The organism is Lutispora saccharofermentans (genome assembly GCF_024363565.1).
Lineage (GTDB): Bacteria > Bacillota > Clostridia > Lutisporales > Lutisporaceae > Lutispora > Lutispora saccharofermentans.
This window is the reverse complement of record NZ_JAJEKE010000031.1, coordinates 1-21745: the sequence shown is the minus strand read 5'-3', so window position 1 is coordinate 21745 and position 21745 is coordinate 1. Positions and strand designations below refer to the sequence as shown.

Genomic DNA, 21745 nt, shown 5'->3' with positions numbered 1-21745 from the left:
AAAAAAAGAATGAGGGGTGATATCAGTGGCCATTTTCAAATTCTATCAAATCTACCGAAGCATAAAGGAAGAATTGGGAGAGGATATGGCTGTAAAACTATTCCCTGAATACTCAACACTCCCGGATAAAATGCCCCCGGAGGAGCAGGCACAATTGGGCAAGGCGATAATGGACAGAATGGATGAGCTCCTTGATAATGATACAATCGCTAGAGTAAGGCGAAAGCATTGCTGCAACTTATCTAAGCGCCAGATTGCTGAAATTAATGAGCTAAAAGGAAAATGTAAAGATATTGATGAATTCTGTATCGAATATTCAAAGCTTCTTTCGCCAGGCTATGTTAAGAAAGACGGGGACCATCTCACTGTTTCATTTGGATGGAATAAATGCGTATGTGGGATGTTTCGGAAATTAGATGAATATGAACCTGTATCAAAAACATGGTGTGAATGCTGCAACGGACATGTGATAAAAACATTCAGTATGATTTGCGATAAGACTGTTTCATCTGAAATGCAAGAAGCTGTGGCTTGCGGCGGAAAGGATTGTATTTTTCAAATTAGTCTCCTTTGATTGTATCCAGTTAATGGAGGTGCTTGGAGCATAAGGGCTTTGGGTTGATTACCAGCCGTGAAAAATAATTTGACAGCATAGCATATGTTTAGTATCGTGAATTATGAAATCATTTTATATTGCAGAGGAAATATTTATGAATATAGATACAAAGTATGATGAAATCCTGGAAACCGTTGAAGATAAATTGACCTGTTCTGCTCATAATCTGGACCATGTTTTTAGAGTTTATAAGCTTTGCCTGCTGATTGCAAAACATGAGAAAGATGTTGATATGGAAGTACTGATTCCTTCAGCATTATTGCATGATATTGCCCGGGTAGAGGAGAGTAAAGATAAATCAGGAAAAGTTGACCATGCTATTTTAGGCAGTGAAATTGCAGAAAGCATATTAAGAAAGCTGGAATATGAAGAAGAAAAAATCCAAAAGATAAAGCACTGCATTATAGCACATAGGTTTAGGACCGGAAATGAGCCCAACTCAATAGAGGCAAAAATACTTTTTGATTCAGATAAGCTTGATGCTATAGGCGCGGCCGGTATTGCCCGTACTTTTATTTTAGCAGGACAATTTGGACAAAGGTTAATAGCAGATGAGCGGCTTGATGATTATCTTGAATCAAATACTGTTGAAAACGGAAGGTTAAAAGATGTTTCAAAACATACGCCTTTCATTGAATATGAAGTAAAATTTAAAAAGATTGTGGATAAACTGTATACAGACAAAGCGAGAGAAATCGGTAAGGAAAGACTCATGTTTATGGAGGAATACTTTAATAGATTGAAGCTGGAGATAGAAGGAGTCAAATGAAATTGCTGTTCTGTTCAGCTTTTTTCTTATTTCAAGTAATATGGTTTGTGCAGGAGGGGTTTATATGGACGATAATATGAAATCAGAGATGATAAAAAACTTTAAGTCGAGAAATATAGAGGTCTCTTTTTTTGAAACATTGGAAGAAGCCAAAGATAGAATGATTGAGCTGATACCTCCAGATAGCTCGGTAGGTGTTGGAAATTCTAAAACCCTAAAGGATATGAATATATCTAAGCTGTTAAAGGAAAGAGGGAATATTGTATTCGACAAAACGCTGGCTGAAAACAAGGCAGAGAGCGAGCAGGTAAAGAAAAAGTCATTATTGGCCGATTGGTACATAACAGGGACCAATGCTGTTTCAAAAGAAGGGCATATAGTCAATATAGACCACAGCGGAAACAGAGCGGCAGCAATGATATATGGGCCCGATAATGTAATAATAGTTATCGGCAGGAACAAGATTTGCGGTACCTTAGATGATGCAGTAAAAAGAGCCAGAAACATATCGGCCCCGATGAATGCGAAAAGGGCCGGTTATAATCCTCCATGCTTGCAGTTGAATAGATGTATAGACTGCAAATCGGATGAGAGGGTATGCTTTAACTTAGTCATCATAGAAGGCCAATTTGTAAAAGATAGAATGAAGCTTTTTATCGTAGATGAGGAAGCGGGATTCTGATGCTTTATAAGCCTCATTGCAAATCATATGAACTTTGCTATCAAAAGCAAGATCGTTATATGCAGGGGATAAAAAATATATCCTATATACTTATTGAGCCTAATCCTCACATCAAGTAATCCAAAGGTATAGATCGGTATTAAGGCGAATATGCTTCTCGATTGGAAGAAGAAGCCTTCCAGTTTTGCGAGCCCGCCTCTATAATGTACGATCCTTTTCCAGACATCATCAAATCTGAATAGATAAGTCCATGTGATTTTCAGCTTTTTTGTCCAATCCAATGAATTCGGCGCAAGCAGCTTCACCCCTGTAAAGTATGAATAAAACAGTGACAAGAATACATAGCTTATGACCATTGAAGCTCTTCTGTTCCTATTTATATGGAATAAAAGCATCATCAGCAATCCGTATATTCCATATTCCAGGCGAAATTTCCTGTTGGACAAAACTTCCAGAAGCTCCGGCACTACCAACGCTGCCAAGATGCCTAAAAATGCTGCTGCTCCAAAGAATAAATCTGTATAACTATTATTGCTCTTAAAGGATTTGATCTTAGCTATACCCATATCATACAGATAGAGGATGCCTAAGGCTGTAAGGAGTGTAAACATTATGTTCAGATTAAACGGCGCAAATTTCAAATCAGGTGAAAAAAACGAATAAGGGATCTGGGATATCAATCCAAAGGCTAAAAGCCTCAATGCATATTTCTTCAAATTTGAAGTTTTTATATAGCCTACACTCAATTGATATGCAAAGATAGGAAAGGCTAATCTGCCTATAGTCCTAAATATTCTATAATCAGGGAAAAACATGTAGCCGATGTGATCTATCAACATGGTGATCATAGCCAGAAGCTTCATCATATCATCCCTGTAAGGGGCTGTTGCTGCAACTTTTTTTGTTTTTGAAAGCTCTGTATTAACAATAGCGCTATCCAATGCATATCGCTCCTATCATTATGGTTATATGAGAAAGATGACTATAAGTAATATATAACTATATATAACGCAATAAATGCATTTGTAGTTTTAAAAAGGCATATGCCGTCATTCTGAGCGTATGCGAAGAATCTTAGCCAGATTCTTCACTCCACTTTGTTTCGTTCAGAATGACAGTTTTGTAAAATATTTAGTGCGATTTATATATATAATATATGACATGTAAATATAAGTAAATAAACATTTTAAAAAACCATTATTCAAAGCCTGAAAAAGACAAACTTAAGCTCTGATAAAAAGAAAAAAATATTGACATCGAACAAAAAATGTTTTAAACTCTTTAGAAGCAAATAAATATTAATATGAATTAATAAAAATACACTTTAAAGTGGTCCTGCGAGGCCAGAAAGGAGTATATGTATGCAGCATTTATTTATATCTAATGAGATGAGTGTAAGCAAAACTTTTAAAAAAGCAAATATGAAAAGGGATAGCAAGGAATTGTATATTTATTCTTTGCTATCCCTTTTCTATAAGAGGAGGGAAATTTGTGAAGGCTAAATTAATATTGGAAAACGGAATGAGCTTTGAAGGAAATGCATTTGGTTATATGGAGGAATCCATCGGAGAAGTAGTCTTTAATACAGGAATGACCGGATATCAGGAAGTATTGACCGATCCCTCCTATTATGGACAAATAGTAGCAATGACATATCCGCTTATAGGCAACTACGGGATCAATCTTGATGATGTGGAGTCGGGAGGTCTTATGGTCAAAGGGCTTGTGGTCAGAGAAAAATGTGAATATCCAAGCAATTTCAGATGTGAAATGGATATTGACAGCTGCCTTAAGCAAAATAAAATAATAGGGCTTGAAGGAATAGATACAAGAGCACTGACCAAGATTTTAAGAAGCAAGGGCACTATGAAAGGGGCAATCACATTAAAAGATTTAAAAGCGGATGAAATCAAACAAAAATTTAATGATTTCTCTTGTAAGGATGCGGTTTACAAAGTGACTGCAAAGAAAGCATATACCATAGAAGGAAATGGGCCGCATGTTGCCGCATTGGATTTCGGGATAAAGGGAAATATTTTGAGATGTTTTAAAAGCAGGGGCTGCAAGATAACGGTTTTACCTGCTGCTTCAACGGCTGATGAAATTTTAAGCATAAATCCGGACCTGATATTTTTATCAAATGGCCCTGGAGACCCTGAGGATTTAACTGAGATTATCAAAACGGTTAAAAGGCTTATAGGCAAAAAGCCGATAGCAGGAATATGCCTCGGGCATCAGATTCTTGCTCTTGCCCTTGATGGCGGTACAGGCAAGCTTAAATTCGGACATAGGGGATGCAATCATCCGGTAAAGGATTTGGAAGAGAATAAGGTATATATAACCTCACAGAACCATGGCTATTATGTAAATAAGCTTCCTGAAAATACGGCAGTGACACATGTCAACTTAAATGACGGTACGGTTGAGGGCATGAGGCATAATGAATATCCCATATTTTCCGTACAATTCCACCCCGAAGCCTGCCCGGGACCAAAGGACATGGAAATATTATTTGATAAATTTTTAAAGATGGTGCAAGGAATGGAGGAATATCATGCCTAAGGATAATTCGATCGAGAAGGTACTGGTAATAGGCTCCGGTGCAATAGTAATAGGACAGGCGGCAGAGTTTGATTACTCGGGAACGCAGGCATGTCATGCGCTTAGGGAAGAGGGAATAGAAGTTGTGCTCGCAAACAGCAACCCTGCAACCATAATGACCGATAAGGAAGTTGCAGACAAGATATATTTGGAACCCTTAACCCTTGAATTCCTTGAAAAAATAATCGATAAGGAAAGGCCTGACAGTCTGCTTGCGGGGATGGGAGGCCAAACAAGCTTGAATCTCGCTCTTGAGCTTTCAAAAAAGGGAATCCTTGAAAAGCATAGACTGAGGGTTATAGGAACAGATATCGACGCCATTGAAAAAGGAGAAGACAGGGATGCCTTCAGAAAACTGATGAAGGAGATAAACCAGCCTGTTATAGAAAGCGATACCGTAAAAAGCATCGAGGATGGAATAAACTATGCAGAAAAAATCGGCTATCCTGTGGTTGTAAGACCTGCCTATACCCTTGGGGGCACAGGAGGCGGAATCGCTGAAAATGAAGATGAATTAATAAGTATACTAAAGCAAGGATTGTCGCTCAGCCTTGTGCATCAGGTGTTAATTGAAAAGAGCGTTAAGGGCTGGAAGGAAATAGAATATGAAGTGATAAGGGATTCCTTCGGAAACTGCATAACTGTATGCAGCATGGAGAACATAGACCCGGTCGGGATTCATACAGGAGACAGCATAGTTGTTGCTCCAGTTCAAACCCTATCAGACAAGGAGCATCAAATGCTGAGAAAAGCATCAATAGATATAATAAATTCAATTGGTATAAAGGGCGGCTGCAATGTGCAGTTTGCACTAAACCCTCTCAGCTTTGAATATGCGGTAATCGAAATCAATCCGAGAGTAAGCAGGTCTTCGGCTCTTGCATCAAAGGCTACGGGATATCCCATAGCAAAGGTAGCGGCAAAGATTGCGCTGGGATATGGGCTTGATGAAATTAAAAACGTTGTAACAGGAAAGACCTATGCCTGCTTTGAGCCGTCTCTTGACTATGTCGTGGTGAAAATACCCAAGTGGCCCTTTGACAAGTTTAAGAATGCAGACAGGACACTTGGAACAAAGATGATGGCAACAGGTGAGATAATGTCGATAGGAAGCAATTTTGAAGCTGCCTTTCTAAAGGGAATCCGTTCTCTTGAGAATGGGAAATTCACTCTTGATACAACGGAAGTCAAGTCCATGTCTTTGGTGGAGTTAAAGGAAAAAATAAGGCGCGGAGACGATGAGAGAATCTTCTGCCTTGCAGAAATGATAAGAAGGGACTATAAGATTCAAAAGATTGCTGAAATAACGGGAATAGACAGATTTTATATATCCAAATTCAAGAGAATCGTTGATGAAGAAGAAAGGTTAAAGAAATCAAGCTTTGATGAGGTCAATAAGGAATGGCTCCTTAAGCTTAAAAAAATGGGATTCTCGGATAAGGGGCTGGCAGAGATGCTCAAGGCAAGTCCTGATGACATATATAATCTAAGAAGCTTATGGAATATAAACGCTTCATATAAAATGGTCGATACCTGTGCAGGTGAATTTGAAGCAGTTTCTCCTTACTATTACTCAACCTATGAAATGTATGATGAAGTTGATGTAACAGATAAAAAGAAGGTGATAGTAATAGGCTCAGGCCCTATAAGGATAGGGCAGGGCATTGAGTTTGACTATGCATCGGTTCACAGCATTCTATCGCTTAAAAGGCTTGGATATCCTGTTTTGGTGAGGCCCTCCTACGTACTCGGCGGTAAAGGTATGGAAATAACCTATGATGGGGAAGAACTTGTTGAGTATCTGGGAAGGGCCTTCAGAAATGACAGCAAAAATCCTGTGCTTATTGACAAGTACCTTTTGGGCAGAGAGATAGAGGTTGATGCCATATGCGACGGAGAGGATGTGCTCATTCCCGGAATCATGGAGCACCTGGAAAGGGCTGGAGTTCACTCGGGAGACAGCATCAGCATATATCCAAGCCAGAGCATATCCAATGATATAAGAGAGAAGATACTCGAGTACACAAAGAAAATAACGATTGGGCTTTCGGTGTTTGGCATGATAAATATACAGTTTATAGAATATAAAAATGAGCTTTATATAATAGAAGTAAATCCGAGAGCAAGCAGGACTGTGCCTTATATAAGCAAGGTCAGCGGCGTTCCTATAGTGGACCTTGCTACAAAAGCCATGCTTGGCTTTAAGCTTAAGGATATGGGCTATGGAACGGGAATATACAAAGAACCTGAGCTGATAAGCATAAAGGTGCCGGTATTCTCTACACAAAAATTGAAGAATGTAGAGGTAAGCCTTGGACCTGAAATGAAATCCACGGGAGAGGTACTAGGTATCGGAAAGACCTTTGGGGAGGCACTTTATAAAGGCCTTGTTGCAGCAGGGATTAAGCTCAGAAAGAGAGGAACAATCCTTTCAACAATAAATGACGGCGATAAGGAGGAGTTTCTCCAGATAGCAAAGGAGTTTGCAAAGGCAGGGTTCAGATTTATGGCCACAAGCGGAACCGCCAAGTTTCTTAAGGAAAACGGAATAGATGCGGAAGAAGTTAGAAAAATCAGTGAGGAAAGCCCGAATATCCTTGACATTATAAAGTCGGGAGAAGTGGATCTTGTAATAGATACTCCAACCAAGGGAAATGACTCAAATACTGACGGTTTTAAAATAAGAAGAACCGCCTCAGAAAGCATGGTGACAGTGATCACTGTGCTTGAAACTGCAAAAGCAATAGCTGGAGTTATGAGCGAAAAACATTAAATAACAGAGTCATATGAATATATAGAAAAAGCCGAATTGATATGGTAGCATTTAGATATATAAGTATAACAATGGAACTTTTCTTAAATGCATTCGGTCTATAAATGGGGCATAATAAATGCTTCAATCTTTACTTAAAAACTTATCCGATATATGAGGAGGTGCATCGATGACGGAAGTAAAACAATTAGTGAATTTTCTTTCAATAAGAAGGCTTAATTTATTAACCAGTCTTCTATTTTTTGCTAGTATTCTTATAAAGTCACGTTTGCTATGGTTAGTTTTCTTTATTAGTTGGGAGCTTTTGCTGATTCGACTCTTCATTAGTCAGAGAAAAGAAAACAAATACCTATTTTCATATACATTTTTGGCTGCCTTTATAGCAGTGTTATGTTTAAATATTTGGGTTGTAATAAGCTGGATATGAGTTATCTAAAGGAGGTTAATGTGTGAAGTCCATATCAGGAAAAGATATCAACCTTGGCATTACTTTAGCTGTGTTATTTGGAATTACAATAGCTGGTGGATGTATCAAATGGCCTTTGTTTGTCTTTGCGGCAATCTTCCTATTTTCTTATATTGTTTTAGATAGAAAGAAGCTACGATGTCCTAATTGTGGAGGCTTTGAAAATCTTGATAGATTGATGTATGCTAAAAAACATGTATTTCATTGCATGCATTGCGGAGAAAGAATTAATATTTCGGAATAAGACGGCAGCATATGAAGCTTTAGTGGCTTTGTTAATTTACAATAGTTTTATATTGTGAACTTAAGATTAAAACTATGAAGTTAGAAAATTTATATTATATACTTAGGGGTGATGAAATGATTGAGTATGGTAGAAGCAATAGATGGTATAATGACTACGATTCTGAAATCGAATTTTGCAAAAAAAATGGATTTGATTTTTTACAAGTTTGGTATAAAGACGGAGTTTTACAAGGCGACAAAATTGTTGAACCAAAAGAAAAGACTATATTGGAAAAAGGATTCCCCATCATAATCCATGCTCTTTTTGAGATTGAGGATTACGATAAATATAGCTCATATAGATAGCTACGAACATCTACAAAAAATAATAGATGTTAGATTTCCTAAATGTTTGCATATAGCTGATAAACACTTTTCTGTCATTCATGAACATCTTCCGATAGGGCAAGGTGATTTAGATTTTCATAAAATTTTTAGCAACTATTTAAAAAGTTATAATGGCAAGATAATTTTTGAAGTGGTAATGGATGTTGATGATGAAATAATCAAAAGTAAAGAAATTATTCAAAATATAGTCAATCAAGTGTAACGAATTTAATAAGCATTTTCGGTGCCAAGATTGATGCATAATCTTTATTTGATGCATAAGAAAGCAGGCGGATATTATGAAGGCGTTAACATTAATACAGCCTTGGGCAACATTGATAGCTATAGAAGAAAAAAAGATTGAGACTAGGTCGTGGAGAACCTTATATCAGGGGGAACTGGCAATACATGCCGGAAAGAAAATTGATAAGAAAATATGTGATCAGGAACCTTATAAATCTGTTTTGGCGGCGCATGGATATACAGCTGATAATCTGCCTACTGGTTGTGTTGTCGCTGTATGTACATTGCTTGATTGTTGTAAAATTTTTTACGACGAAGCAGATAGAGTTAGCCGCCTTATGGATTTCGGTTGTACAAAGATTGAGGGAAATGAGCTTGCATTTGGTGATTATACAGATGGGCGATATGGATGGAAGCTTCATGATGTAAAAATGCTTACAGAGCCTATTCCGGCAAAAGGTGCATTGAGCTTATGGGAGTGGTTGTAATATATCGCGTTCTTGAATTGAAAGAGGACAACTGCATATAGCACCCCATTTCCGCTTCGAGGGCGGATAAACGCGAGGTGCCGGCAGGGGGAGGTATTTGCATTGGAAACAATTTGTTATAAAGAATTAAAAAAACATGAAATAAATGCAGCATTGTTTGAAAGCTTTAACCGCTATCAAGAGGTAAAGAAATGCTGGCGAAAAGAAAACGGGGAATGGGTATTAAAAGAAATTGCTTTTACAGAACAGTGGGGCCCAGATGAATATGAATATCTGGTCAGCTGTCTGAAGAACACAGTAGAAACAGGAGGCGCAGTATTCGGAGCTTTTCATAATAATATGCTTGTAGGGTTTGCCTCCGTTGAAAATCAGTTCTTCGGCTCACAAAAGGAGTACCTGCAGCTTTCAAGCATTCATATATCTTATGAAAGCCGTGGTATTGGGATAGGTAAAAAATTATTTTCCCTTGCATGTAAAAAAGCAAAAGAAATGGGCGCTCAGAAGCTCTATATATCTGCCCATTCCTCTGAAGAGACTCAAGCTTTCTATAAAGAGATGGGCTGTAGGGAAGCTGCGGAATATAATGCTAAATTAGTTGATGATGAGCCATGCGATTGCCAATTGGAATACAGTTTATCTAATGAATAGCTTTGCGAAATAAAAAAGGATGCATGCTAGGGGAGGATATGATGAAAAAAACGCTGTCAGAAATGACATTAGAAGAGCTGTGGGAGCTTTTCCCTATTATTTTGAAAGAGCACAACCCGGAGTATGAAAAATGGTACTTGATTGAAAAGGAAGATATTATTCGCCATATCGGACAGAAGAATATAAAACGTATCAATCATATTGGAAGCACATCCGTTGAAGGATTAATCGCAAAACCCACAATAGATATATTATTGGAACTTGATAATGATTGTAATCTTGAGTGGTTGAAAAGCACTCTTACAGGCATGGGATGGCTGCTTATGTCATCCGAAAATGAGTCGGATATGAGAATGGCTTTTAATAAAGGGTATACCCCTGATGGATTTGATGAGAAGGTGTATCATTTACATGTCCGCTATCATGGGGATTGGAACGAATTGTATTTCAAGGATTATCTTCGGGAGCATAGCGAGGTTGCAGAAGAATATGGCCTGCTAAAAAAGCTTCTATGGAAAAAGTTTGAGCATAATAGGGATGGTTATACAGATGCGAAAACAGAGTTTATTATGAAATATACAAATATAGCAAGAGCGTGCTATGGAGATAGATACTCACCGGATGCCACTGGCTGCAAGGAGAACAAACAGCAGTGACATAAAAATTAGCTGTCTATCATTTTCGCGAGAGATTTTTGGATACAAACAAAAAGGAGAAAGCCATGATTGTTGAAAAAATAAAGCAGATGGATTCAAAAGCCATATCTTTGAAGATTTTGTTGCCGATTATTCTATTAATAGTATTGATTTTTTATTTTAAGGCCTTTTTCACTATAGGAGCATATTATGAACGTACATTTCTCGTAAAAAAGGTTGCGGCTTCTGATAATCATTACATAGGCAAAAGTAAATACGGTGATATACACATCACAGTCAAAGGACTTGAAAATAAAGGCAGTAGTGCTGAGGTAATTTACAGGCTTCCCAATAATATTAATAAGAAATATATTGTAAATTTTAAAAACGCTGAAAATTGGAGTTCAGGTATTGAAAATATTGAAGATGAAGATGGAAACATAATTTTTGAGGGCGAATATCAAAAAGGAAGCCAGTTTATGTTTGATAAAGATGGCGAACCGCTAATGGATTACGCTGATGTTCGAGTTTCGCTCGGCCTAGAGGCGATTTATAGTGCTGACTATAAAGTATCATTAAAAAGCGTAGCGGATTTTGCATCCTTTGCTAACGATACAATACGTGGAGAATATAAATATTTAATATTAGCCATAATTTTATTTTTTATAATAGCAATAGACATTAAATACCCGCTGTTTTTCTTTGAGCTTGAACATTGCTTAGATGTGAGAGATCCTGAACCATCAGATTTTTATATAACAATGCAAAGGATATCCTGGGTAGTGTATCCTATAATTGGAATAGTGCTAATGGCGGCAGCGATTTACTAACCTCATTGATGAGATAGCAAACATTTATGTAGGTCCATTCTCATAAAAAGAAATTAATTTGGTCAATCATTACGTCTAATATTATAACAACATTATTGGTAGCAGTTTGCGAGCGAATGATCTGTATTGGACGATGGTAATTCCTATAAAGGAAAGAAAGATGGGATTTTATCCAAATACGTTATATATGCAGCGTGATACAGAGATATAAGGAGACACATATGAAAAATTTAAATATTAACTTTAAGAAGAAAAATAAAGCGAGAGCTTTTGGAATTATAGGCGGAGGAGATGGGTCTACCTCAATTTTTATTGCCAAGAAGGAAGAGCAGGACAAATTTTTGTCCTATGCGGCAGAGAATATAATTCCTTGTAATAGGACTTTTAAACAGTTGGAAGACTACTTGATTGAAAAGTACAATGCAATTCCTCATACACTCTTGCCCCATGAGCTGAATATTTTGAAGGCAAATGTCATTCTAAACCGTTTTGATTATGTTTTGGACAAGCCTTTACCTTTGGGAGAAAACCCTACAAGAAAAGAGTTAAAGGCATATGTTGAACAGGATACTTCTTTTTTTCAGGCAAAAGAATACCCAGCAGAAAAGCTCGGATTGGAAATGAAAGCCTATAGATTGCATGGTATTGAATCTGAAATCAGCAAGGAAAATAAACCTAGAGATAAAAGCCAATCTGCAGTCCGCATCTCCAGCTATACAGATGAGGATGCTATTGTAGAAATGGAGATGAAATCAGAGTATATTCTTATTATTAACGGCAGCAGAGAGGTTTCAGATGATTTGCTTTTATATCAAGGCGTCTCGGAAAAAGATATAAAAGAGAGAACTAATCGCTTTATCGCATATGCTTATACATTGAAGCATATGGGTAAGTTGTAGCTATTTCTGTTATAGCCGGACATGCCTTTGCAAAAGGGGGGATTGTGATGGATTATAAAGAGAACATATCGGCAATGAGGCCCAAAGCCCGGTCAAAATTCAGAATATATATTGGCAAGAAGTATTATACATATAGGAGATATTTTGATTGGTACTTCGGTCCGAAGAAATATGCGCGAACCAGGGATGAGAATCTTTTGCCCAAAATATATTTCAGTCACAAGACTCCAACACTGAGGAAGCTAAAAGACGTAGACATGTGGTACCAATATAACAAAATTATCAATCTGAATATAGCCGCAAAACGTCTTAATAACATAATTATCAAGCCCGGGGAAACATTTTCTTATTGGAGGCTTATAGGCAAGCCAGATAAGAGCAAGGGCTATGTAGAGGGAATGGCGCTTTTTTACGGCAGCTATAAAGCAGAGATAGGCGGGGGCTTATGCCAATTGTCGAATCTTATATATTGGATGACATTGCATACACCATTGACTGTGATAGAGCGGTATAGACACAGCTATGATGTTTTTCCTGACTCCAACAGAACTCAACCCTTTGGGAGCGGAGCAACCTGTGTGTATAATTATAGAGATCTGCAGATATATAATGGAACAAATGAGACTTATCAACTGCACTTGAAAGTAACCGGTGAAGAGTTGTCGGGGGAATGGAGAACTGAAATAGAGCCTTATTTTAAGTATAAGGTGTATGAGAAGGAGCATTCCATAACCCATGAATATTGGGGAGGATACATGAGGCATAATGTCATATGCAGGAAATGCTATGATGTTAATGGCAGTCAGATAGATGATGAGTACATAACGGAAAACCATGCGTTGATGATGTATCAGCCATTCTTGGGAGAAGGCATCGGCTGATCATTGGCTGAAATCAGCATATAAATATTATGAAATGGAGGAAGAAAAATGGATTGTCCATATTGCGGCAAAGGCCTTATCCCGGGATTTATTTATGGGGGAAGCTATGGTGTGAACCATTCATTAAGATGGCTGCCGGAAACTAAAAAGCCTACATTGGCAGAATTGGAGCTTGAGGGAGAGGTTCTTAATAAAAACCGGTTTTTTTCTCAGCCGGAAGTGAAATGCTACAAATGCGCTTATTGCAGAAAGATCATCATAGATTTAGATGAGTAAATATAATATAAAGCTATAGTCAATAAGGGATAGCTATATCGACTTCAAAGGTATCTTCCATATCCTTGATCTCTATAAAGCCATTCATATTTTCAACGGTTTTTTTGATGTTAGGCAATCCGAAGCCATGGTTGGCCTTATCTTCTTTTGTGCTGTAATTTTCGTCTATACTCGATTCGGGCATTATGATTTTTCTGTCCTTGCTGTTTGATACCTTTATTATTAAATGATCTTGCCTTATATGTATCCTGACAGCTATCCTTCTCATATCCTCGGGCATATTGGTACACGCTTCTACGGCATTATCCAGCAGATTCCCCAATACGATGGATATAACCCAAAACTCCAAATTCAATTTATGCGGTATTGAAATATCAATATCGCATTTTATGTGCTCCTTATAAGCCTTTTCCATTTTAGTATTCAATATTGAGGATACTATGGGGTCGCCTGCGCTGATGATATTATTGAAACTGGATAAATCCTCTGTGAGCCTTTCCATATAGGCTTTAGCCTCATCTGTTTTGCCCATGCGGAGAAGGCCGTATATGCAGCTGATATGATGATTGAAATCATGTCTTTGAGCTTTTATCTGCTTCAGCATATCCTCTATGGCCGAGATATAAAAGCGCTGCCTCTCGAATTCCCTCTCTTTAAGCTTCCACTCGGCTTCTTTTTTCAGTTGATCGGATATTTTTCTCAAAATGCTTAGTACAGTTATGCTGAAAGAAATTGAGGCGAGAGACATAAGGATGATATACCAGCTTTTATATCCTCTTGTGATATAAGTATATTTATAGAACCAAAATGCGATAAAGCCGATTAAAACATTAAAACCTGTTATCAAGGCAAATTGGTATAGCCGTATATCTTCTATTTTATCAATATTTTTGAACCTGTCTTTATTGGAATAGATGATAAGAAGGCTCAAAGCCTTTGATAAAATTACTGCGGTCATCCTATGGATATTTGGATGATAAAACCAGTAGGCTGAAGCTTTCCCGATACATAATACAGCAGCCATAGCAGCCATTTCACCAATGCCCATGATCAGCAGCCCGATGATGCTGCATATATATATTTTTATCAAATTCCAGCCAAACAGAAGATGATATATTACTCCGGTGGAAAAATACATCAAAGAAAAGCTTATCAAATTTCCTATACCAAAGCAGCCGTTTAAAATCGTGTTTATTGCTGATTGCAAAACAACGGCAGCGGCAGCTCTTTTATATGGCAGCCTGCTCTTGCCAAGAATAATATATGTAAAATAAAGCAGCAGGGATACATCTATAATGTTCACCATGAATTCGATAGAATCCCATATATCCATTATATAAACCCCCTTAAGAGAACAGCCGGCAGGACATGGCTTCCCTTACATTGGATTTATATTTGCGGCTCATGGATATTGAGGGCTTTATTCCATTTAATATGAGCTCATCCTTCCTGATCTCTTTTATTTTGCTTATATTCACTATATATCCTTGGTGGCATTGTACAAAGAAGTCCATATTCAAGTTATTCATGAGCTCCTTGAAGGTGCCGTAATATTCATAAATCCCGCATTTGGTGTATATCCTGACCTTCCTCAGCGATTTTTCAAAATAAAATATATCATCATACCTGATGGCGGCACTTTTATCCCTGCTGGCTATAACCAAGGCTTGGCTCTTTTCCTTATAGGCCCTTATCTGATCGAGCCTTATGGTTATATCATCCATGAGCATTTTAAACTGGCTGAAAGTAACCGGCTTTATTATATAATCAAAAGATTTTACACTAAATGCATCAAAGGCATAATCCTTAAACCCGGTTATGAATACTATTATCAAATCTTTAAATTTTTCTCTTAGAATGAAACCGGTCTGGATACCATTTAAGCCTTTCATTTCAATGTCTAATATAACTGTATCCGGCTTTACAGCATCAATTTTGCTCAAAAGCTCCTCGCCGCTTGTCGCTTGTGTTATTGCAATTTCACCTTTGCTGAATATACTATGGATAAAGGAAGTAAGCGTTTCCAACTGAACCAGGTCATCATCACATAAAAATATGTTGATTGGCATGCAAATCCCCCCCAGATCACACCGTTGAGCAAAGGAACAAACAATATCATTTACTACATTATACCATTTTTAACAATTAATAAAATAGGTTTAATTCCTTATCTCTTCATCATCTTCATAGTCTTGGGAGTCCAATGATGACATTTCAACGACCTGTCATGCACAAGCTATTTAAAAAGGTGCCGAATTTTGGTATATTTCAATTACAGATCAAGTGCTCTTTTTCATGCTGTGGTATAAGCAGGCAAAATTTAAACGCTGAATGAAGTTTCGTTCAAGAAAGGGGGGAATAGAAACAGGTGATAAGGTGGCTTAGAAGCTCTAAATAAATACTTGGCAGATAGGAGGTGAGAATATGGAAAGTGATGTTATTAAAGCCGCCTCATCTCAAGGATTTTGGGCTGTGCTGGCAGTGGTGCTTATATTCTACATCTTGAAGGCACAAGAAAGAAGGGATTCTAAGCAACAGCAAAGGGAGGAAAGATACCAGGAATTGATTTCTGAGCTTACTCTAAAGCTAAACACTGTTGAATCTATAAAAAAAGAAGTAGAGGATATAAGGAAATACATTAACAAGATTTTAAAGACCTAAGCAAACGAAGCTCGTGTCAAATATGACATTTAAACGACTGCTTATGCATAAAGCATTCACATTGGGACAGTAATTTGATATAGTGCATGTAAGAATATAAATAGATTTGGGTGATGCTATGATTGATGATATTTCAGGCATTGTTGCTCAAAAAATATTGGATGCCGGTATAATCCGAAGCGAGGATCATGATATATACTATTATGGACTTCAGCTGGTGGTTTCTACAATAATCAAAGTCTTTGGATTGATATTTATAGCAGTTCTGTTCAAAAAAGTAATAGAAGCAGTAATATTCCTAACAGTTTTCGGCTTTATGAGAATCAATGCCGGAGGGTTGCATCTCGACACCTATATGAAGTGCTTTATAGCTACAGCCGCGTCTATGATGCTGATTATCTGGGCAGGAAGCAGCATTCCTTCATACCTAAGCTTCTATATAATATCCGTTGCATTAGCCATATCATTTCTACTCATCATACGATATGCTCCTGTGGATAATCCTAATAGAACTCTGAGCAAAAGAGAGCATGGAATTTACAGAAAGAGGAGCATCTATGCGATAACCATACAAATCATCATTATCGTCACAGCATATTTCATAAATATAAAGCTATATAGATACTGCAGCATAGCTTCTCTGTCAGTTTTATTTGAGTCGTTGACCCTTTTGCCTCTGGCATCACGCTGCAGGCAAGAGTAAAAATAAAATGGAGAGGAGGGATTACAATGAAAGGAAAGCATAAATTATTGAGCTTGGCAGCTTGCCTGGCTTTATTCGCAGCACAGACTTCTGCAGGAACATGCTGCTACTGGGTATTGCATCAGCCCAAAATGCCTGAGAAATTGAGAAGATAGCAGATTAATAAGAAGGGATCAGTGAAGAGGTAGTGCAGATACAGGATGCAGCATCGGAGACGGTTCTTTTTATCGCATATGGTATGTGTTATAAAAAGAACCGTCTCCGATTTTACATATGGAATCATTGATTATATACAAAAGGCCAATATATATGGTAAAATTTAGGCATGTATGATAGCTTCAGTGAAGCAGCAAAGCGAAGAAATATGAGATAAAGAGGGAGGAAGATAGCTATGGTCGATATTTTTGATATTTCCTATGATGAGGTTGAAATCATCAAAGACCTCTGGGAAAAGAACCGGAAGTACCACGAAAATACCTCCGAGTATTTCAAGGAATCATACCGTTCTATTAATTTTGAGCAGAGGATCAAAGCTTTCAGCGTGTTCAGCAAGGATACAATAAAAATAACCGTAGCCAGAATCGGTGATGAATATGTGGGATATTGCATGTCAACAGCAGTGGATGGGAAGGGAGAGCTTGAATCCATGCATGTTGATAAAGCTAAAAGAGGCGGCGGGATTGGGACGAAGCTTGCAGCCGGGCATGTAAACTGGATGAAGGAAAAGGGCTGTAAGGTCATCGGAGTCACAGTATCCCAGGAGAATGAATCGACGATAAACTTTTACAGGAAGCTGGGATTCTATCCGAATACCCTATATATGCAGCAGCGTGGTATAATAGAATAATAGATAACTAATGATTTGCGGAGGAATATATGTTTTTTATCGGAGTATTTGGCATACAAAATAAACAAAAAGAAATAAAAGATTTGAATGATGTACCCTGCAGGAATTGTGATAAGGGATCGGGAGGAAAGCTGATAAAGACCTTTAACTTTTTTCATTTCTTTTTCATACCTATTTTTAAATGGAATGAAAAATATTATGTGATATGCAGCGGCTGCGGCTCGTTGTATGAAATCCCGCAAGAGAAGGGAAAAGGGATTGAAAGAGGAGATAATATCGATATCTCTTATTGGGATTTGCGGCCTGTTGAAACCGGGCATACCTATTCGGCCCACAATATATGCGGACATTGCGGAAAAGCTGTAGAGGCTGATTACGAATACTGCCCCTACTGCGGAACGAAGATCAGAAGCTGAATTTTTGTTTTTTCGGCGCGAATTAAAAAAATAATTTAACCGCACAATAGACGAGCAGAAGCGACATAACGATATTTACTGCCCTGTCATTTTTCACAAGAAATTTTTGAAACGCCGCGCCGAACAGTGCCCAGCTGCAATTGGCCAAAAAGCCTATAAAGGTCAGCAATGCACAGAAGCTTATGAGAGCCAGCGGGGATTTGTAATACGGCACGATAAAGGTTGAAACTGTTGTTATGGCATAAAGGATGAGCTTTATGTTTACAAACTGCAGCGCTAATCCTGCCATAAAGGTGTTTGTGCTTTTGTGGGTTTCATCCATGCTGTGGGGCTTGCTTTTATAGGTTTTCCACGCAAGCCACAGTATATATGCAGCGCCAATCACGGTCATGACCGATTTGACGGACGGGATCAACCTGTAGAGAGCTACGCTGAAGATGCTGCTCAAGACAAAAATAATAAAAAAACCGCATATTATGCCGATAATAAACCTTATGCTCTTCTTAAAGCCATATCGGCTTGCATTTGACATGGACATGATGGTATTAGGCCCCGGCGTGAAGGTCGTCACAAGTACATAGGATAAAAATGCTGCAATATCAGGCATAGACTTTTACCTCCTAAAAATATGGTAAACCTCTTAATTTACAACAAAGCCTTATCATATATATTTTTTCTTTTGTAAAGAACAAGATTGAATAAAAAGCGGAAGGCCAGATCTATGCTCATCACCACCCAAATGCCTGTTATGGGAAGCTTGAGCAAGTAGACTACCACCAAAGTGAAAGGCACTCTGATCCCCCAAAGCCCTGTTCCTGCCACCAGCATGGGGATATTCGTATATCCTGCGCCTCTCATGGCCCCCATGAGCACGTTGGAAGCATTTTGAGGTATTTGCACTATTCCCATGAGTATGAGATATATGGAACCAAGACGTATGACCTCAGGATTATCCGTCAGCAGGGACATCATGGCACCCGGGAAAAATACAAGCACTATAACGCTTGCAGCCGTGATGGAAATAGCGCCTTTAAATATCTGCTTGAGGTAGATCTTGGCTAGGTTTTTATCATTGGCTCCCAAAGCTTGTCCTATGAAAGCGGTGGCGGCGATGCTGAAGCCGGTAGCGGGCATATACGATATGGATTCTGCCTGCATTCCGAGCTGGTGGGCAGCGAAAGCTGTTTCGCCGTAAGTAAGTATGGATCTGGTCAAAATAATAGCGGCAAGCTGCCAGAACATAGACTCTGCAGAGGAAGGAAGGCCGACCTTATATATATTCCGTATCTGTGGCATATCAACGCTGAAGAAGCTCGTGTTCAAGTAAGAATGCAGCACTCCGCTTTGGTTAAACAGTACATACAGGCCCAGGATTGCTGCGACGAACTGGGACAAAGCGGTTGCTATCGCAGCTCCTTTGACTCCCATAGGCTCGAAGCCAAGCCTTCCGAATATCAGCACATAGCCAATTGCTATGTTTACGATGTTCATCATCATGGTTATGATCATAGGGGTTTTAGCATTCCCCATGCCCTGGAGCACTCCCCCGACAACAAGCATGACAGCCAAGAATGGCAAGCCGAATGAAACGGTCCTTATATATGTAATCGCCTTTTCCAGCAGCTCGGGACTTGGGTCAAATATGCCCAGCAGAGCAGGAGAAAAAATATATACGACTGCTTGGAGTATCACCACTACGATGATTGTAGATATCAATGTCTGCTGCATGACATGCTTCATCTTGCCGTATTCTTTGGCTCCGAAATACTGGGCCACATATACGGATGCTCCCGTGGTTATACCCTTGAAAAGAGCCCAGACCATCTGGGTGATCCTCATGCTGATTCCCAGAGCGCTGACAGCTATGACATCGATCCTGCCTATCATTCCCATCATAACCAAACCTGCAGCCATCTGAAGAACGCCTTCGATAGCTACAGGAAGTATCATTGCAGAAATTTTCTTATTTATATCCCTTAAATCATAATTATCAGTCATCATTTGTTCTCCATATAAACAGTATTTTGATTCTATTATATCATCTCATATGCAGGCTAAGCAATTTCATTTATCTGCTGAGCTTCTGCAATGGAAACTGCGGCTGCAATAACATATAGGAAAAACAAAGCAGTTATGATAATATTTAGGTATAAAAGTAAGACAATGGTAAATGAGAAATTATATATAAAGCATTTAAGCTTGAGCTTAAATGTGATTTGTTTTACTTAAAACCAAACAAGAAAGAGAGGGGGATTTTGATGAGAAAATTAGCTTTAATTTTAGCTGCAGCTTTCTTTTTGTCATCATGCGGGTTTAACCCAGCTTCAACAAAAGAGCATACAGAAGTTGAAAGTAATATTACTATATATCCTGCTGAAGCAGACTTCCTAAGAGGGGAGCTAAGCTCCTTACCGGCTTATAATCCGGACTCAACCGATGGCTGGCAGGTCGATTTAAGAGGGTATGACTTATCATCCTTAAATTTGGAGGACAGGTTATATGATTTACAGTATGCGGACTTCGATAGCAAAACTGTATGGCCTGAAACTCTTCCGAAAGGGTTTAGCCCTGATAAGATAATGAAAATCGGTAAAAGCCCGGGGTTAAATATTGATAAATTACACAAAAAGGGGATAAAAGGAAAAGGCGTAGCTATAGCCATTTTAGATCAGGTGCTTCTTGTTGACCACGCAGAGTACAAGGATAATCTCAAATTATATGAAGAAATAAACTGCCCTCCCGGGATCAAAGCTCAAATGCATGGATCGGCAGTTGCTTCTATCGCTGTTGGCAAAACAGTGGGTGTTGCACCTGACGCTGATCTATATTATATTGCAGTACAAAACGGAATGTATAAAGCAGATGGCTTTGAATATGATTTCACATGGCTGGCTCAAGCTATTAATAGGATCCTGGATGTCAATGAAACTCTGCCCAAGGATAGAAAGATAAGGGTCATTTCAAATTCAGTAGGCTGGTCGGAAGGTCAGAAAGGGTATAGTGAAGTTACAGCGGCAGTGGAAGAAGCCAAAAAACAAGGCATATTTGTAGTGTCTTCATCGTTGGTCAAAACCTATGGATACTACTTTCATGGTTTAGGCAGAGATCCTCTTAGCGATCCTAATAAAGCTTCCTCTTATGAACCAGGCTCATGGTGGGCGAAAAGCTTTTATGAAACGAAATTTGATATGATTAAAGAAAGATTAGATATAGATGATATCCTATTGGTGCCTATGGATTCAAGAACTACAGCAAGCCCAACTGGAAAAGACGACTATGTGTTCTACAGACAGGGGGGATGGAGCTGGTCTATTCCATATATTGCGGGATTATATGCTTTAGCATGCCAGGTTAAACCGGATGTCAATCCCGATATATTCTGGACGGAAGCTTTAAGAACAGGAAAAACAATCACTATAGAGAAAAATAATGCTGAATATGAGTTTGGGAAGATCGTATCTCCGCCGGATTTAATATATAGTTTAAGAAATAAGTAAAGGGTATAGTTTAACTTGTTGTGGTAGCTGATAAAAGAGTATTTTGTGAAGAGGCTTAGAGTTTGTTAGCGAAGTATAGGAAAAGTTTTGACGCAGCCCTATACAAGCTTACAAAATCTTAGCCTTGAAGCTTTATACTTGTTATCAGCTAACACAACAGATTAAGTTAATGAAACAATTGCTTATTGGTTCAGAAGCTTAT

At 38.4% G+C, this 21745-nt stretch carries 26 protein-coding genes; 21 read left to right on the top strand and 5 right to left on the bottom strand.

Annotated elements, in window-relative coordinates; genetic code table 11:
• Nucleotides 1–25: 25 nt before the first annotated feature.
• The 3 genes from LJD61_RS20050 to LJD61_RS20040 all read left to right on the top strand — a co-directional run bounded on the left by LJD61_RS20050 (nucleotide 26) and on the right by LJD61_RS20040 (nucleotide 2067).
• The gene (locus tag LJD61_RS20050; protein ID WP_255229376.1) at nucleotides 26–574 is read left to right on the top strand and encodes a DUF6144 family protein; all 549 of its coding nucleotides are present in this window, start codon (nucleotides 26–28) and stop codon (nucleotides 572–574) included.
• A gap of 136 nt (nucleotides 575–710) precedes the next feature.
• Complete coding sequence (locus LJD61_RS20045) at nucleotides 711–1385, top strand: HD domain-containing protein (protein WP_255229375.1); 675 nt, start codon at nucleotides 711–713, stop codon at nucleotides 1383–1385.
• A 64-nt stretch (nucleotides 1386–1449) separates the two neighbouring features.
• Nucleotides 1450–2067 (top strand): lactate utilization protein, encoded by a 618-nt coding sequence (locus LJD61_RS20040; RefSeq protein ID WP_255229374.1) that lies wholly within the window; start codon nucleotides 1450–1452, stop codon nucleotides 2065–2067.
• A gap of 23 nt (nucleotides 2068–2090) precedes the next feature.
• On the opposite strand, the gene LJD61_RS20035 is transcribed toward LJD61_RS20040, so the two are convergent.
• The gene (locus LJD61_RS20035; protein WP_255229373.1) at nucleotides 2091–3008 is read right to left on the bottom strand and encodes a TraX family protein; all 918 of its coding nucleotides are present in this window, start codon (nucleotides 3006–3008) and stop codon (nucleotides 2091–2093) included.
• Between the two features lie 550 nt (nucleotides 3009–3558).
• On the opposite strand from LJD61_RS20035, the gene LJD61_RS20030 reads away from it, so the two are divergent.
• From LJD61_RS20030 to LJD61_RS19975, 12 genes are all read left to right on the top strand, one after another.
• Entirely contained in the window at nucleotides 3559–4629 is a 1071-nt protein-coding gene (locus tag LJD61_RS20030) for a carbamoyl phosphate synthase small subunit (RefSeq protein ID WP_255229372.1), read from the top strand.
• On the top strand, nucleotides 4622–7441 hold the full coding sequence (gene carB, locus LJD61_RS20025) for a carbamoyl-phosphate synthase large subunit (protein ID WP_255229371.1): 2820 nt from the start codon (nucleotides 4622–4624) through the stop codon (nucleotides 7439–7441). Before LJD61_RS20030 ends, carB begins: the two co-directional genes overlap by 8 nt.
• Nucleotides 7442–7610: 169 nt before the next feature.
• Complete coding sequence (locus tag LJD61_RS20020; protein WP_255229370.1) at nucleotides 7611–7868, top strand: hypothetical protein; 258 nt, start codon at nucleotides 7611–7613, stop codon at nucleotides 7866–7868.
• A 22-nt stretch (nucleotides 7869–7890) separates the two neighbouring features.
• The gene (locus LJD61_RS20015; protein WP_255229369.1) at nucleotides 7891–8151 is read left to right on the top strand and encodes a hypothetical protein; all 261 of its coding nucleotides are present in this window, start codon (nucleotides 7891–7893) and stop codon (nucleotides 8149–8151) included.
• 116 nt (nucleotides 8152–8267) lie between these two features.
• The gene (locus LJD61_RS20010; protein WP_255229368.1) at nucleotides 8268–8498 is read left to right on the top strand and encodes a hypothetical protein; all 231 of its coding nucleotides are present in this window, start codon (nucleotides 8268–8270) and stop codon (nucleotides 8496–8498) included.
• A 320-nt stretch (nucleotides 8499–8818) separates the two neighbouring features.
• Nucleotides 8819–9250 carry an ASCH domain-containing protein gene (locus LJD61_RS20005; RefSeq protein ID WP_255229367.1) on the top strand — a complete coding sequence of 144 codons (432 nt, stop codon included), beginning with the start codon at nucleotides 8819–8821 and terminating at the stop codon, nucleotides 9248–9250.
• Nucleotides 9251–9352: 102 nt separating this feature from the next.
• Nucleotides 9353–9898 (top strand): GNAT family N-acetyltransferase, encoded by a 546-nt coding sequence (locus LJD61_RS20000; protein WP_255229366.1) that lies wholly within the window; start codon nucleotides 9353–9355, stop codon nucleotides 9896–9898.
• Nucleotides 9899–9939: 41 nt separating this feature from the next.
• The gene (locus LJD61_RS19995) at nucleotides 9940–10554 is read left to right on the top strand and encodes a GrpB family protein (protein WP_255229365.1); all 615 of its coding nucleotides are present in this window, start codon (nucleotides 9940–9942) and stop codon (nucleotides 10552–10554) included.
• 65 nt (nucleotides 10555–10619) lie between these two features.
• Nucleotides 10620–11363 carry a hypothetical protein gene (locus tag LJD61_RS19990; RefSeq protein WP_255229364.1) on the top strand — a complete coding sequence of 248 codons (744 nt, stop codon included), beginning with the start codon at nucleotides 10620–10622 and terminating at the stop codon, nucleotides 11361–11363.
• Nucleotides 11364–11584: 221 nt separating this feature from the next.
• The gene (locus tag LJD61_RS19985; protein WP_255229363.1) at nucleotides 11585–12262 is read left to right on the top strand and encodes a hypothetical protein; all 678 of its coding nucleotides are present in this window, start codon (nucleotides 11585–11587) and stop codon (nucleotides 12260–12262) included.
• A gap of 47 nt (nucleotides 12263–12309) precedes the next feature.
• Nucleotides 12310–13143 (top strand): VanW family protein, encoded by an 834-nt coding sequence (locus LJD61_RS19980; protein ID WP_255229362.1) that lies wholly within the window; start codon nucleotides 12310–12312, stop codon nucleotides 13141–13143.
• Nucleotides 13144–13191: 48 nt separating this feature from the next.
• Complete coding sequence (locus tag LJD61_RS19975; protein WP_255229361.1) at nucleotides 13192–13419, top strand: PF20097 family protein; 228 nt, start codon at nucleotides 13192–13194, stop codon at nucleotides 13417–13419.
• Between the two features lie 19 nt (nucleotides 13420–13438).
• Here LJD61_RS19975 and LJD61_RS19970 read toward each other — a convergent pair whose 3' ends face one another.
• Both LJD61_RS19970 and LJD61_RS19965 read right to left on the bottom strand, forming a co-directional pair.
• Nucleotides 13439–14752: a sensor histidine kinase gene (locus LJD61_RS19970; protein ID WP_255229360.1), complete on the bottom strand. Its 1314-nt coding sequence runs from the start codon at nucleotides 14750–14752 to the stop codon at nucleotides 13439–13441.
• A 13-nt stretch (nucleotides 14753–14765) separates the two neighbouring features.
• Nucleotides 14766–15488: a LytR/AlgR family response regulator transcription factor gene (locus tag LJD61_RS19965; protein ID WP_255229359.1), complete on the bottom strand. Its 723-nt coding sequence runs from the start codon at nucleotides 15486–15488 to the stop codon at nucleotides 14766–14768.
• 355 nt (nucleotides 15489–15843) lie between these two features.
• Here LJD61_RS19965 and LJD61_RS19960 point away from each other — a divergent pair, with 355 nt between their 5' ends.
• From LJD61_RS19960 to LJD61_RS19940, 5 genes are all read left to right on the top strand, one after another.
• Complete coding sequence (locus LJD61_RS19960; RefSeq protein ID WP_255229358.1) at nucleotides 15844–16080, top strand: BhlA/UviB family holin-like peptide; 237 nt, start codon at nucleotides 15844–15846, stop codon at nucleotides 16078–16080.
• 118 nt (nucleotides 16081–16198) lie between these two features.
• Nucleotides 16199–16783 (top strand): accessory gene regulator ArgB-like protein, encoded by a 585-nt coding sequence (locus tag LJD61_RS19955; protein WP_255229357.1) that lies wholly within the window; start codon nucleotides 16199–16201, stop codon nucleotides 16781–16783.
• 26 nt (nucleotides 16784–16809) lie between these two features.
• Nucleotides 16810–16938, top strand: a complete 129-nt coding sequence (locus LJD61_RS19950) for a cyclic lactone autoinducer peptide (RefSeq protein WP_255229356.1) — start codon at nucleotides 16810–16812, stop codon at nucleotides 16936–16938.
• Between the two features lie 236 nt (nucleotides 16939–17174).
• Entirely contained in the window at nucleotides 17175–17630 is a 456-nt protein-coding gene (locus LJD61_RS19945) for a GNAT family N-acetyltransferase (protein WP_255229355.1), read from the top strand.
• 29 nt (nucleotides 17631–17659) lie between these two features.
• Nucleotides 17660–18046 carry a zinc-ribbon domain-containing protein gene (locus LJD61_RS19940; RefSeq protein ID WP_255229354.1) on the top strand — a complete coding sequence of 129 codons (387 nt, stop codon included), beginning with the start codon at nucleotides 17660–17662 and terminating at the stop codon, nucleotides 18044–18046.
• A gap of 22 nt (nucleotides 18047–18068) precedes the next feature.
• On the opposite strand, the gene LJD61_RS19935 is transcribed toward LJD61_RS19940, so the two are convergent.
• Together LJD61_RS19935 and LJD61_RS19930 are read right to left on the bottom strand one after the other, a co-directional pair.
• A complete protein-coding gene (locus LJD61_RS19935) occupies nucleotides 18069–18653 on the bottom strand; it encodes a LysE family transporter (protein WP_255229353.1) in 585 nt (194 codons plus the stop codon).
• Nucleotides 18654–18691: 38 nt separating this feature from the next.
• Complete coding sequence (locus LJD61_RS19930) at nucleotides 18692–20044, bottom strand: MATE family efflux transporter (RefSeq protein WP_255229352.1); 1353 nt, start codon at nucleotides 20042–20044, stop codon at nucleotides 18692–18694.
• Nucleotides 20045–20304: 260 nt separating this feature from the next.
• On the opposite strand from LJD61_RS19930, the gene LJD61_RS19925 reads away from it, so the two are divergent.
• On the top strand, nucleotides 20305–21543 hold the full coding sequence (locus LJD61_RS19925) for a S8 family serine peptidase (RefSeq protein ID WP_255229351.1): 1239 nt from the start codon (nucleotides 20305–20307) through the stop codon (nucleotides 21541–21543).
• Nucleotides 21544–21745 lie beyond the last annotated feature (202 nt).